Source organism: Adlercreutzia sp. ZJ473 (assembly GCF_013185065.1).
In the GTDB taxonomy this organism is placed as follows: Bacteria; Actinomycetota; Coriobacteriia; order Coriobacteriales; family Eggerthellaceae; genus CAAEEV01.
This window is the reverse complement of the sequence record NZ_JAAVTO010000064.1, coordinates 1-12,651: the sequence shown is the minus strand read 5'-3', so window position 1 is coordinate 12,651 and position 12,651 is coordinate 1. Positions and strand designations below refer to the sequence as shown.

At 65.5% G+C, this 12,651-nt stretch carries 13 protein-coding genes; 6 read left to right on the top strand and 7 right to left on the bottom strand.

All coding sequences use genetic code 11. From position 1 onward, the window contains the following. Both HRL41_RS10555 and dnaK read left to right on the top strand, forming a co-directional pair. On the top strand, positions 1–549 hold a 549-nt coding region (locus HRL41_RS10555; RefSeq protein ID WP_172136994.1), incomplete at its 5' end, for a molecular chaperone DnaJ. Positions 550–598: 49 nt separating this feature from the next. After that, positions 599–2,347, top strand: a complete 1,749-nt coding sequence (gene dnaK, locus HRL41_RS10550) for a molecular chaperone DnaK (RefSeq protein ID WP_172136993.1) — start codon at positions 599–601, stop codon at positions 2,345–2,347. A gap of 261 nt (positions 2,348–2,608) precedes the next feature. Here dnaK and HRL41_RS12240 read toward each other — a convergent pair whose 3' ends face one another. Continuing rightward, on the bottom strand, positions 2,609–2,782 hold the full coding sequence (locus HRL41_RS12240) for a hypothetical protein (RefSeq protein WP_253904862.1): 174 nt from the start codon (positions 2,780–2,782) through the stop codon (positions 2,609–2,611). On the opposite strand from HRL41_RS12240, the gene HRL41_RS10545 reads away from it, so the two are divergent. The 4 genes from HRL41_RS10545 (at position 2,742) to HRL41_RS10530 (ending at position 8,059) form a co-directional block, all read left to right on the top strand. Further along, positions 2,742–3,767: an iron ABC transporter permease gene (locus tag HRL41_RS10545; RefSeq protein WP_253904861.1), complete on the top strand. Its 1,026-nt coding sequence runs from the start codon at positions 2,742–2,744 to the stop codon at positions 3,765–3,767. The two genes, HRL41_RS12240 and HRL41_RS10545, sit on opposite strands and share 41 nt — an antisense overlap. 3 nt (positions 3,768–3,770) lie before the next feature. Next, the gene (locus tag HRL41_RS10540; RefSeq protein ID WP_172136991.1) at positions 3,771–4,553 is read left to right on the top strand and encodes an ABC transporter ATP-binding protein; all 783 of its coding nucleotides are present in this window, start codon (positions 3,771–3,773) and stop codon (positions 4,551–4,553) included. A 67-nt stretch (positions 4,554–4,620) separates the two neighbouring features. Beyond that, the gene (locus tag HRL41_RS10535) at positions 4,621–5,760 is read left to right on the top strand and encodes an ABC transporter substrate-binding protein (RefSeq protein WP_172136990.1); all 1,140 of its coding nucleotides are present in this window, start codon (positions 4,621–4,623) and stop codon (positions 5,758–5,760) included. 604 nt (positions 5,761–6,364) lie between these two features. Further along, positions 6,365–8,059 carry an MFS transporter gene (locus HRL41_RS10530; RefSeq protein WP_172136989.1) on the top strand — a complete coding sequence of 565 codons (1,695 nt, stop codon included), beginning with the start codon at positions 6,365–6,367 and terminating at the stop codon, positions 8,057–8,059. A gap of 165 nt (positions 8,060–8,224) precedes the next feature. Here HRL41_RS10530 and HRL41_RS10525 read toward each other — a convergent pair whose 3' ends face one another. The 6 genes from HRL41_RS10525 to HRL41_RS10500 form a co-directional block, all read right to left on the bottom strand. Next, positions 8,225–8,860, bottom strand: coding sequence for a hypothetical protein (locus HRL41_RS10525; RefSeq protein ID WP_172136988.1), 636 nt, complete (start codon positions 8,858–8,860; stop codon positions 8,225–8,227). A 133-nt stretch (positions 8,861–8,993) separates the two neighbouring features. Then, positions 8,994–10,688 carry an MFS transporter gene (locus HRL41_RS10520; RefSeq protein WP_172136987.1) on the bottom strand — a complete coding sequence of 565 codons (1,695 nt, stop codon included), beginning with the start codon at positions 10,686–10,688 and terminating at the stop codon, positions 8,994–8,996. A 375-nt stretch (positions 10,689–11,063) separates the two neighbouring features. Then, positions 11,064–11,396 carry a hypothetical protein gene (locus HRL41_RS10515; protein WP_165174108.1) on the bottom strand — a complete coding sequence of 111 codons (333 nt, stop codon included), beginning with the start codon at positions 11,394–11,396 and terminating at the stop codon, positions 11,064–11,066. 84 nt (positions 11,397–11,480) lie between these two features. After that, positions 11,481–11,756, bottom strand: coding sequence for a hypothetical protein (locus tag HRL41_RS10510; protein WP_165174106.1), 276 nt, complete (start codon positions 11,754–11,756; stop codon positions 11,481–11,483). A 78-nt stretch (positions 11,757–11,834) separates the two neighbouring features. Continuing rightward, a complete protein-coding gene (locus tag HRL41_RS10505; RefSeq protein WP_165174053.1) occupies positions 11,835–12,194 on the bottom strand; it encodes an oxidoreductase in 360 nt (119 codons plus the stop codon). 22 nt (positions 12,195–12,216) lie between these two features. Then, positions 12,217–12,651: molybdopterin dinucleotide binding domain-containing protein (locus HRL41_RS10500; RefSeq protein ID WP_305792298.1), on the bottom strand; the 435-nt coding region annotated here is incomplete at its 5' end.

Here is a 12,651-nt window from a genome sequence, read left to right as displayed (position 1 = left end):
AGCACGGGCGCGGGCGGCAGCGCGAGCGCGGGCGGCGCCGGCAGCCCCTACGGCACGGGCCCGGGCGCGGGCGCCGGCGGCTACGACTGGGTGGAGATCAACTGGGAGGACCTCTTCGGCGGCGCGAGCCCTTGGGCGCAGCCGGGCGCGGGCGCCACCATCCACCCCGAGGCATCCGCCGCCGACACCGCCGAGGTGCGCCAGGCCGTCAGCTACATCAACGCGAGCAACTTCGCCGCAGCCCTCGGCATCCTCAACAACATCACCTCGGCGAACCGCAACGCGCGCTGGCACTACCTGAGCGCGCTCGCGAACAACGGCGCGGGCAACACCGTGGCCGCGCTCGAGAACATCCGCCGCGCGCGCAACCTGGACCCGGGCAACGCCGACTACGCGCGCGCCGAGCAGTCGTTCACGCGCCGCGCCCAGACCTACGAGCAGGAGAGCACCACGCGCGGCTTCTCCACGGACTTCATCGACCCCAGCATGCTGTGCTGCTGCCTCTGCTTCGGCCCCACCCTCTGCCAGCCCTTCCTGTTCTGCCTCTGAGCCTGCCCCTGAGGCCCTGACCCGAACCCTCGAGAAAGCGAGCATATCCATGGCCGTCATCGGAATCGATCTTGGAACCACCAACAGCTGCGTCGCGGCGGTGCAGGGCGGCCAGCCCGAGGTCATCGCGAACGCCGAAGGCGAGCGCACCACGCCCTCCGTCATCGCCTTCTCCAAGGACGGCGAGCGCCTCGTGGGCACGGTCGCGCAGCGCCAGGCGGCTATGAACCCCCACCGCACCATCACCTCGGTCAAGCGCCGCATGGGCACCGACTGGCGCGCGGACGTCGACGGCAGGGCGTTCTCCCCGCAGGAGCTCTCCGCCATGATCCTGCGCAAGCTGCGCAAGGACGCCGAGAGCTACCTGGGGCAGCCCGTCACCGACGCCGTGATCACCGTGCCCGCCTACTTCAACGACATGCAGCGCCAGGCCACGAAAGACGCCGGCACCATCGCGGGCCTCAACGTGCTGCGCATCATCAACGAGCCCACGGCCGCCGCGCTCGCCTACGGGCTCGACCACGGCGACCCGCAGATGGTCATGGTGTACGACCTCGGCGGCGGCACGTTCGACGTGTCCGTCATCGAGATCGGCGACAACGTGATCGAGGTGCTGGCCACCGCCGGCAACAACCACCTCGGCGGCGACGACTTCGACGCGCGCCTCGCCGAGCACCTGATGGACGCCTTCCAGCGCCAGACCGGCTTCGACGTGCGCCGCGACCCGATGGCCGCCCAGCGCGTGCGCGAGGCCGCGCAGAGCGCCAAGCGCGAGCTGTCGTCCCTGGAGTCCGCCACGGTGAACCTGCCTTTCCTCGCCCAGGGGCCCTCAGGCCCGCTGCACCTGGAGCAGACTATCACGCGCGCCACGTTCGACCAGCTCACGCGCGACCTGGTGGAGGCCACCGCAGGGCCCGTGACCCAGGCGCTCGCCGACGCGGGCATCGCCGCGAGCGAGCTGGGCAGCGTGCTCCTGGTAGGCGGCTCCACGCGCATCCCCGCCGTGCAGGAGCACGTGCAGCGCCTCACCGGCAAGCGCCCGTCGAGCAGCGTGAACCCCGACGAGTGCGTGGCGCAGGGCGCCGCCGTCCAAGGCGCCACGCTCGCGAACGCGCAGGGCGGCCTGGTGCCCCGCGGCGGCGAGCTGCTGCTGCTCGACGTGGTGCCCATGTCGTTCGCCATCGAGACGGTCGGCGGCGTGGCCACGCGCGTCATCGACCGCAACACCACCCTGCCCATCCACTACGAGCAGGTGTTCACCACCGCCGCGCCCTTCCAGACGAAGGTGGAGGTGCACGTGCTGCAGGGCGAGCGCCCCATGGCGCGCGACAACAAGACCATCGGGAAGTTCCAGCTCAAGGGCATCAAGCGCGCGCCGGCGGGCGTGCCGCAGATCAACGTGTGCTTCGACATCGACGCCAACGGCATCCTCACCGTGTCGGCCCGCGACCTCGGCACCGGCAACGAGCAGTCGATCACCATCACCGACTCCGAGCGCATGTCCGACGAGGAGATCCAGGCCGCCATCCGCGACGCCGAGCTCTACGCCGCCGAGGACCAGGCCCGCCGCGACTCCTTCGCGCGGCGCGAGGAGGCCCAGCAGCTCTACGGCCAGGCGGAGCAGGTGCTCAAGGACCGCGGCCGCGAGCTGGGCAAGGAGGAGAAGAAGGAGCTCAAGTCGGCCCACGCCGCCCTCGGGCGCCTTCTCCTGAAGAAGCCCGAGAAGATGAAGGACGACGACTGGGCGGAGATGGCGAAGGCCAGCGCCAACCTGAGGGGCCTGCTCGCCAAGCTGTAGGCGGCCCGGCGGAGCGGGGCCGTCGCAGGCCGCCCGACCCGTAAGCCGGCCCCGCGAACCAGCCCCGCAAGCAAGCCGCGCCAAAACGCGCGAACCAGCCCCGCAAGCAAGCCGCGCCAAGGCCCGCGAGCCGCGACGCAAGCAGGGGGAGGCGCCCGCCCGGCGGGGCGCCTCCCCTTTTTCGTGCTTTATTTTATCCTCGTATAGGAATATAATCTCGCTTAGCATATTAGCCTTCTGTGGAAATATACTTGGGAGAGACTATATGAGCCGCCCCGGCGAACCCAGCACGATCACCTCGCCCGAAGCGAGCACCCCGCCCCCGCCGCCCCCGTCAAGCGACGCCACGCCGTCGCCGAGCAGCGCCGCACGCCCCTCAAGCGGCGCCGCGCGCTTGGCGCCCAGCGTCTCGGCGCGGCGCGCCAACCTCATCATCGCGGGGCTCGCCGTGTTCATGGTGCTCGCCGCGGGCGTGTCGCTCATGCTCGGACGCTACCCCATCGAGCCCGCCCAGGCTCTCGCCATGCTCGCGAGCCAGATCCCCGGCGTCACGCTCGAGCCCACCTGGACCTCGCAGCAGGCGACGCTGTTCTTCAACGTGCGCCTGCCGCGCATCATGCTCGCGCTCATGGTGGGCTGCTGCCTGGCCACCGCGGGCGCGGCCTTCCAGGGCACCTTCCAGAACCCGCTCGTCTCGCCCGACATCCTCGGCGCCTCCCAGGGAGCCGCCTTCGGCGCCGCCATCGCCATCCTCGCCGGCCAGGCGGCCTTCGGCGTGTCGGTCTCGGCCTTCGGCTTCTCCATCCTCACCGTGATGCTCGTCCTCCTCGTGTCGAGCCGCGCGAAGGGCAACCGCATCCTCGTCACCGTGCTCGCCGGCACCATGATCAGCTCGCTGTTCTCGGCGGGCGTGTCGTTCACCAAGCTCGTGGCCGACCCCACCGACGACCTGCCCGCCATCACCTACTGGCTCATGGGAAGCCTCACCGGCGCGAAGATGTCCGACATCGCCATCGCCGCCATCCCCATGGCGGTCGGCATGGCGGTGCTGTTCGCCCTGCGCTGGCGCATCAACATCCTCACCATGGGCGATGACGAGGCGTCCACCATGGGCATCGACGCCCGCCGGCTGCGCCTCCTCATCATCCTGGCCGCCACCATGGCCACCGCCTCGAGCGTGGCCATCTCGGGCATGATCGGCTGGGTGGGGCTCGTGGTGCCGCATCTGTGCCGCATGATGGTGGGCAGCGACTACCGCCGCCTCATCCCCGCGAGCATGCTGTTCGGCGCGAGCTTCCTGCTCGTGGTGGACAACATCGCGCGCCTCACGGCCACCTCCGAGATCCCCATCGGCATCCTCACGGCGTTCGTGGGAGCGCCTTTCTTCCTGTACCTGATCACGCGCAAGAAGAAGGTGTAGCGCATGAGCATCGAGATCACCAACCTGTCGTTTAGCTACGGGCGGCGCGAGGTGCTGCACGACGTGAACGTCAGCATCCCCGACGGCACGCTCGTGAACGTGCTCGGGCCCAACGGCGTGGGCAAGTCGACGCTGTTCCGCTGCATCCTGGGGCTGAACGCGCGCTACGAGGGCGTCGTGCGCGTCAACGGGAAGGACATGCGCGCGCTGTCCGTGAAGCAGCGCGCCCGCGAGATCTCCTACATCCCCCAGAGCCACGCGCCGGTGTACGACTACGAGGTGCTCGACGTGGTGCTCATGAGCACCGGCGCCGACCTGGGCATGATGCGCTCCCCCGGCCCGCGCCACGTGGAGCGCGCCTGCGCGGCGCTCGAGCGCGTCGGGATCGCGCACCTGGCGCACCGCACCTACACGCAGATCTCCGGCGGCGAGCAGCAGCTCGTGCTCATCGCGCGCGCCATCGCGCAGGAGGCCCGCACCATCATCATGGACGAGCCCACGAGCGCGCTCGACTACGGCAACACCGTGCGCGTGCTCTCGTGCGTGCGCCAGCTCGCGCGCGAGGGGCTCTCCATCGTGCAGTCAACACATCAGCCTGACCAGGCATTCCTCTACTCAGACAAGACGCTCGTCATCGACGCCGGCACCGTGCGCGCCTACGGCGACCCGCGTGACGTCATCACGCGCGAGCTGGTGAGCGCGCTGTACGGCGTCGACGTCGAAGTCAACTCACTCTACGGCGATAAGGTGCGCGTCTGCGTGCCTGTGAAGGAGATCGCGCGGTGAGGGCAGCCCCGCCTGAAGGCGAGGCGCAAGTCCCCCGTCGTCAATCCGACGAAAGGAAGGAAGAACCGTGACCACCACAACCAAGAAGAGGACGAGGCTCATAGCGGCCTTCGCCGCCGCAGCGCTCGCGGCGAGCCTGGCGCTCGTCCTCGCCGGGTGCGCGTCGAACGCCGCGCCCGCGTCGTCTGCCAGCTCCTCGGCCAGCTCGGCTGCCGCCGAGGCGCAGACCCGCACGTTCACCGACTCGGCGGGCCGCACCGTCGAGCTGCCGGCCACCATCGAGCGCATCGCGCCCTCGGGCCACACCGCCAACCAGGTGCTGCTCACCATGGCGCCTGAGAAGATGGTGGGCCTCTCCCAGGACCTCACCGAGGACCAGGCGAAGTACTTCGACATCGACGCGGCCAACCTGCCCGTGTTCGGCGCGGCGTTCGGCGCGAAGGGCGACATCAACAAGGAGGCCGTGGCCGCTGCCGACCCGCAGGTCATCATCGACACCGGCGAGTACAAGGACGGCCTGAAGGAGGACCTCGACACCCTGCAGGAGCAGCTCGGCATCCCCTGCGTGTTCATCGAGACCAAGCTCGAGGACTACGGCGCCGCCTACGAGGACCTCGGCGAGCTGCTCGGCATGGAGGAGCGCGGGCGCGAGCTGTCCGACTACTGCAAGGCCGCCTATGACGAGACGACCTCCGTCATGGCCACCATCCCCGAGTCCGAGCGCGCCAACATCGCCTACCTGCTCGGCGACGCGGGCCTGAACGCCATCGCCGCGAACTCTTACCAGGGCGGCGTCATCGACCTGTGCGCCAACAACCTGTTCAAGCCCGAGAAGGCCACGGGCAGCGGCGCGGGCCAGGAGGTCAGCCTCGAGCAGATCGCCCTGTGGAACCCCGAGCTCATCGTGTTCCAGAAGGGCAGCATCTACGACACCGTGGGTGACAACCCCGCATGGGACGGCATCGCCGCCATCGACAGCGGCAACTACTACGAGGTGCCGGGCAGCCCCTACTGCTGGCTCAACAACCCGCCGACCGTGAACCAGGTCATGGGCATGCAGTGGCTGCCGCGCCTGCTCTACCCTGACAAGTTCGACACCTCCATCGAGGACGTGGCGAAGAGCTACTACCACACCTTCTACGGCTACGACCTGAGTGACGAAGAGGTGGCCGAGCTCACCGAGAACGCGCTTCCGAAGGCCGCCTAGCATCATCTCGGCATGCTGATACGAGCCTTCGGCAACGCAACTCGGGAAGGCTTCCAGCATGAGCGAAACCCTGGGCCCCAGTCTGACATATCAGACTGGGGCCCTCGTTTCCCCTGGCGGCGCGCGAAAACACGCAAAAGTGCTGACCTGGGGTTTTGCAAGCGGGGATTAGGAAAATCGACCCTCAGGGTTGATGTTCCACCCGCAAAACGACCCCCAGAATCATTGACCGCAAAATGCTCATACCATATCTTGCACGATGTATGTTTCTGACGTGCGGGCGCACAGGTGACTTCTGGCACGCTCCCACGTCGAGAACACGGTCTCGATGAGAGAATCATGGAAGGAGGGTGCGCGCAGTCGTTTCTTCTGGCTGCTGTGCAGTCTTAGCGCAGGGCGCGATCCGCCGTTGGGGAACGGCGAATCGTAGTCGCAAAGGAGCTCGGCCATCCCTATAAACCGAGCTTCTTTGCGATTCCTGATGACATGCCGCAGCTTTGTCTTGCTACTGCGTTGGGGATGAGATCTCTTTACTCGCTTTGCCCGCATTCCCTTAGCTCTACCGTAAGCGGCAAAGTACCTATTTTTCGTATAGGGGGTATTAATGGACAAAAAAGAGTTTACCGTTTCTGAGGTCATTGACTCTATCGGTATCAGCTCTCATACGTGGGTCATCTTCGTGATCCTCGCATTCGCAATGATCTTCGACGGTTATGACTTCATGATCGTCAACTCCACCAACCTGTTCGTGGCCCACACCTTCTGGCCCGACAACCCGAACCCCGGCACCCTCATGGGCTCGCTCACCACGTGGGGCCTGCTCGGCATGGTGCTCGGCGGCGCCGTGGGCGGCATCATGTCCGACAAGATCGGCCGCAAGAAGATGCTGACCATCGCCGTCATCTTCTACGGCGTGTTCACGCTGCCCCAGGCGTTCTCGAACGACCTCGTGTCGTTCGCGGCCTGGCGCCTCATCGCCGGCTTCGGCGTGGGCTCCTGCATCCCGGTCGTGACCACCGTGTTCTCCGAGAGCATGCCCTCCAAGCAGCGCGGCGTCTTCGTCACCTTCGGCATGGCCTTCATGGTGGTGGGCTGGGTGCTCGCCGGCCTGATCGCCAACCCGATCTGCAACGCCGCTGCCCCGATCATCCCGGGCCTGTGCAACGAGGTCACCTACGTGCTCGCCGACGGCGGCACCGCCACCATGTATGCGAACTGGCGCCTCTGCTACCTGATCGGCGCCCTGCCGATCGTCTACGGCATCCTGCTGTTCTTCGTGATGCACGAGACCCCGCACTGGTACGCCAACAACGGCCAGCTCGACAAGGCCTGCAAGCGCCTCACCGAGATCGAGCAGGCCACGCGCCACACCTCGCACGAGTATGACCCGAAGTACCTGATCGTTCCGCCGAAGCCCGCCAAGGTCGGCCCCTCCGTGCTGTTCTCCTCCAAGTTCATCGTGGCCACCGCCGCGGTGTGGACGAGCTACTTCGTGGGCCAGTTCTGCGTGTACGGCATGAACGCCTGGCTGCCCGCATGGTTCACCGGCATCGGCTACTCCCCGTCGGAGGCCGTGACGCTGCAGACGCTGAACAACGTCGGCGCCATCCTGTCGAACATCTCCGTCGGCTTCGTGTCCGACCGCGTCGGCCGTAAGCGCACGCTCGCTGGCTCCTGGATCTTCTGCATCGTGGCCATCATCATCTGCTCGCTGTTCGTGGCCCCGAACAACTTCGTGCTCTGCATCGGCCTGATGCTGCTGTTCGGCTTCGCGCTGAACTTCGCCATCACCGCCGTCCAGCCGATGATGCCCGAGGCCTACCCGACCGCCATCCGCAACACCGGCACGTCCTGGTGCCAGGCGTTCGCCCGCTTCGGCGGCTCCGCCTCCTCCATCGTGCTCGGCGGCATCGCCGGCATGGCCCTGTTCCAGACCGCCGAGGGCGCGACCAACTGGTCGATGCTCGTGCTCGTGCTGAACGTCCCGTTCGTGCTCGGCTTCATCTGCTGCGTGCTCTTCGCCCGCGAGACCTCCGGCAAGACGATGGACCAGCTGGCGGCCGAGGAGGCGAAGCTCAACAACTCCGAGACCGACGGCACGGCCCGCTTCATCATGATCCTCGTGGTCGCCGCCATCCTGGCAGTGCTCTGCATCGTGTGCCCGCTGGCCGTTCAGGGCTGGACGAAGCTCCCGATCGCTCTGCCCGTCATGGCCATCGGCGTTCTGCTTCCGTTCGTGTACTTCTTCGTGTTCGCAACTCCGCAGGCCCTGAAGGACAAGGCCAAGCTGAAGGCTTAAGTCTCTCACCTGCCGCATAAGCGCGCCAAAGAAGCGCTGAGAAGCAAGGAAGCCCCCGCCATCGCGGGGGCTTCTCTTTTTACGGTACTTCAAGCGAGCGAGGAATGTCGCTTACGTTACCTTAGCCGAGCAAGGAACGTCGCCTGCGCCAACTTGGGCGGCCTTCTACTCCTCTTCCTCCATGGCCTTGAGGCTGGCCTTGGCTCGCTCGAGCTCTTCCTCCTGCAGGACGCGCTCGTAGGTCTTGCCCTTATAGCCGCGCACGTTCCTCTTGATCTTCTGGAAGAACGTCGGGTTGGGATCCTCCTCGCCTTCGGAGAGGCCCTTCCACTCCTCCTTGATGCCGATGGCCACCGTGGCGATGAGCGCGAGGCGCAGCTTCGTCAGGTCGGTAACGCGGATCTCGAAGCACTCGCCCTTGTCGCGGAACTTCACCACCTTGATGTGCACGTCGCGCTTGTCGTCGCGGTCCTTCGTCTCGGTGATGAAGTCGCACGGCGGGTTCGAGAGCGAGCCGTACATGTCCCACAGCATGCCCTCGACGTAGTAGTGCTTGAAGATGGTGTAGGTGTGCAGGCAGTGCTCGTAGCGCTCGGAGCGCAGGTAGTAGTTGATCACCTTGTGGTCGGGCTTGATGCAGCCCACCTCCCCGCCCATGCGCCCGATCACGGCGACGGTGTCCTTCTCGAACTTCCAGTCGGACTCGAAGCGCATGAACAGCGCGCCGTCCTCGTACCACGCGTCGAAGTTCTCGTGACGCGCGATGGCGTCCTTCGGGAAATACACCTTGTTGTTCTTCAAAGCCCCTCCTCGGAAACGTTTCAGCTGGGGAGATTATACCGCAGCACGCAGGCAAAAGAAAAAGGGGGAAGGCCCGTGGGGATCCGGGCCTTCCCCCTCAAGGGAAGTGGTTCGCGTCGAGGCGAAGAGGGACTTAAGCCTTCAGCTTGGCCTTGTCCTTCAGGGCCTGCGGAGTTGCGAACACGAAGAAGTACACGAACGGAAGCAGAACGCCGATGGCCATGAGCGGCAGAGCGATCGGGAGCTTCGACCAGCCCTGGATGGCCAGCGGGCACACGATGCAGAGCACTGCCAGGATGGCGGCGACCACGAGGATCATGATGAAGCGGGCCGTGCCGTCGGTCTCGGAGTTGTTGAGCTTCGCCTCCTCGGCCGCCAGCTGGTCCATCGTCTTGCCGGAGGTCTCGCGGGCGAAGAGCACGCAGCAGATGAAGCCAAGGGCAAAGGGGATGATCAGCACGAGCACGAGCATCGACCAGTTGGTCGCGCCCTCGGCGGTCTGGAACAGGGCCATGCCGGCGATGCCGCCGAGCACGATGGAGGAGGCGGAGCCGCCGAAGCGGGCGAACGCCTGGCACCAGGACGTGCCGGTGTTGCGGATGGCGGTCGGGTAGGCCTCGGGCATCATCGGCTGGACGGCGGTGATGGCGAAGTTCAGCGCGAAGCCGAACAGCAGCATCAGGCCGAGGCAGAGCACGAAGTTGTTCGGGGCCACGAACAGCGAGCAGATGATGATGGCCACGATGCAGAAGATCCAGGAGCCGGCCAGGGTGTTCTTACGACCGCAGCGGTCGGACACGAAGCCGACGGAGATGTTCGACAGGATGGCGCCGACGTTGTTCAGCGTCTGCAGCGTCACGGCCTCCGAGGGGGAGTAGCCGATGCCGGTGAACCATGCGGGCAGCCAGGCGTTCATGCCGTACACGCAGAACTGGCCCACGAAGTAGCCCGTCCAGACCGCGGCGGTGGCCACGATGAACTTGGAGGAGAACAGCACGGAGGGGCCGACCTTGGCGGGCTTCGGCGGGACGATCAGAAGCTTGGGATCATACTCGTGCGAGGTGTGGCGCGTGGCCTGCTCGATCTCGGTGAGGCGCTTGCAGGCCTTGTCGAGCTGGCCGTTGTTGGCGTACCAGTGCGGGGTCTCGTGCATCACGAAGAACAGCAGGATGCCGTAGACGATCGGCAGGGCGCCGATCAGGTAGCAGAGGCGCCAGTTGGTGTACATCGAGGCGGTGCCGCCGTCGGCGAGCACGTAGGTGACCTCGTTGCACAGGCCCGGGATGATCGGGCCGGCGGCGTTGCAGATCGGGTTGGCGATCAGGCCGGCGAGCACCCAGCCCACCACCATGAAGGCCATGCCGAAGGTGACGAAGACGCCGCGCTGCTTGGAGGGCATGCTCTCGGAGAACACGGTGGTCACGACCGGGATGCAGGAGCCCACGCCGAAGCCGGCGATGAGGCGCCACACGGCGAACGTCACGAGGTCGTTCGAGAACGCCTGGGGCAGCGTGAACACGCCGTAGAAGATGACGGCGATGGTCAGCATCTTCTTGCGGCCGATCTTGTCGGACATGATGCCGCCCACGGCGCCGCCGAGCACCATGCCGAGAAGGCCCCACGTGGTGAGCGAGCCCATGAGGGTGCCGGGGTTCGGGTTGTCGGGCCAGAAGGTGTGGGCCACGAACAGGTTGGTGGAGTTGACGATCATGAAGTCATAACCGTCGAAGATCATTGCGAATGCGAGGATCACGAACGTGACCCACGTATGCGAGCTAATGCCAATGGAGTCAATGACCTCAGAGACAGTAAACTCTTTCTTGTCCATCCTTTACCTCCTCAAGGTAAACGATTCGCGGAAGGATGGCGAAAAGACGCGGTCACACCCGACGCCACGGCCTGAGCTCGCCCTTAGTCAATCCCCTTCGTAAGTCGAACTCATGCCCTGAGGTCACGCGCTTCGCGTTGCGCCCTTCACGCCCTCCTTGTCCGCATGCGGTATTGCGTTCGAGCCTGCTAGGGATCAGGCTCGTCTTGCCATGCGGCGCACCTCTCCCTCAAGATGGCGTCGCACGTGCAGACTTTAAAGCAAACGAGCGCTCTTCAATCAGACTCAGAGTGCTCACTTTCTCAACCCATCGGTACTACTTTTCATTTTTCAAGCCTTCTACCTGCGAAAACTTGAGACAACGGGCGTAGTGCCCTACTCGGTCCAGGGCGCGCCGGCGGGGTTGAGCTTGCGGCGGCGCGAGAGCTCGTCGGCGTACATGATGCAGTAGCGCAGGCCCTTGAGCGTCACGTACAGGCTCGCGATCTCGTGCTTGGAGCCGTGGTTGAACACCTCGTAGGTGAGGTACTCGCGGTCGATCATCGGCTGGTAAACGGGGCTGCCCTCCACCTTGCTCAGGAGCAGGTTGGTGGCCTGGCGGCCCAGCTCGTCCTGCTTGAGCGAGATGTTGTACAGGATGTCCTCCTGCGCGGGCTCCAGCCGGCCCAGCTCCTCGACCTCCGCGCGGATCTCGTCTTCAGTAGACATAGTTGGCGCTCCTTTCAATGCAAAGAAGGCTCGCCACCCGAAGCGGGCGGCGAGCCTTGTCACGGCATGAATGCTCTTGCGAGCTTAGATGCCAGCGAAGCCCTTGGCCGGGTCGCTGTTGCCGACGCCGTTGCCGGTGTCGTTCGCCTCGTTGCCGGTGCGCTTCGTGGAGGTGTAGCCGCCCCAAGCGCGGGCGATGAACTTGTCCTTCACGAAGAAGATCTGGGCCTTCATGAGGTCAGCCTGGGCGATGCCGAACTCGGCCATGGCCTCATCCTTGCTCTTGCCATCGGCGAGAACGGCGTTCAGCTTCTCAGCCGCATCCGCCGCGTCGAGAGCGAAAAATTCGTCGCGGGTCATATTCTCTCCTTGTTAGTCCTCAACACGATGCCGAAGGGTCGGCCGGCGCGGCCGGCCCTTCGCGCAATTACCTAAGGCTTACAGCTGGAACAGAACCATCGGGCGGTCGAACTCCGCCATCTTGGCGATCATGTCCTCGAGGGTGCCGTAGTACATGGAACCAGACTCCTCGACCTGGACCGCCAGCGGGCGCTGGCCGGCCTTGTCGCCGTTGGTTCCCCAGTGCTCGGAGAAGATCGACGTCGGGCAGGGGATGTAGAACCACTCCCAGGCGTCGCCGTCGTTGCCCTCGCCCTTCTTGAAGGGACCGACCTGGACCTCCTTGATGCCGAACTGGTCGAGCGGAAGGCCGAGCTCCTCCTTGCAGCCGATCTCAGCCGCGTGGTTGCCGGAGAAGTAGGTGTAATCCACCAGCAGTGCGTACTTCTGGTCTGCCATTTAGTGCACTTCCTTTCTCTGGTTAGTCCTGGTCGAGGCTGCGGACGCGCTTGATGTTGCACATAACGCCCTTGTACGGGGCGCCGAAGCCAAGCTTGCCGATGTTCATGTGCGGGACGAGGCTGTTGAAGTTGGACTTCCAGACGCCGAACAGGTTGGGCTCCTCGCCGTCCTGCTCGGGGAACCACCAGCCGTGCGCGCAGTTCAGGATGCCGGGCTTCATGACGGGCGTGATCTCGGCCTTGAAGCGGGCTTCGCCGAACATGTTGTAGACCTCGCACCAGTCGCCGTCGGTGATGCCGTAGGCCTTGGCGGTCTCGGGGTTGATCTGCACCCACGGCCACGGGTCGATCTGGCGCAGGGACGGCACGGCGCGGTGCTCGGAGTGGAAGGAGCTGTAGCGGCGCGAGCCGGAGGTGGTGATCAGCGGGTACTGGCCGGCCCACTCGGGCTTGCT

Excerpts from the sequence above, each read along its gene's own strand:
- dnaK (WP_172136993.1), top strand. The coding sequence starts at position 599 with ATGGCCGTCATCGGAATCGATCTTGGAACCACCAACAGCTGCGTCGCG.
- HRL41_RS12240 (WP_253904862.1), bottom strand. The coding sequence starts at position 2,782 with ATGATGAGGTTGGCGCGCCGCGCCGAGACGCTGGGCGCCAAGCGCGCG.
- HRL41_RS10540 (WP_172136991.1), top strand. The coding sequence starts at position 3,771 with ATGAGCATCGAGATCACCAACCTGTCGTTTAGCTACGGGCGGCGCGAG.
- HRL41_RS10530 (WP_172136989.1), top strand. The coding sequence starts at position 6,365 with ATGGACAAAAAAGAGTTTACCGTTTCTGAGGTCATTGACTCTATCGGT.
- HRL41_RS10520 (WP_172136987.1), bottom strand. The coding sequence starts at position 10,688 with ATGGACAAGAAAGAGTTTACTGTCTCTGAGGTCATTGACTCCATTGGC.
- HRL41_RS10515 (WP_165174108.1), bottom strand. The coding sequence starts at position 11,396 with ATGTCTACTGAAGACGAGATCCGCGCGGAGGTCGAGGAGCTGGGCCGG.
- HRL41_RS10510 (WP_165174106.1), bottom strand. The coding sequence starts at position 11,756 with ATGACCCGCGACGAATTTTTCGCTCTCGACGCGGCGGATGCGGCTGAG.
- HRL41_RS10505 (WP_165174053.1), bottom strand. The coding sequence starts at position 12,194 with ATGGCAGACCAGAAGTACGCACTGCTGGTGGATTACACCTACTTCTCC.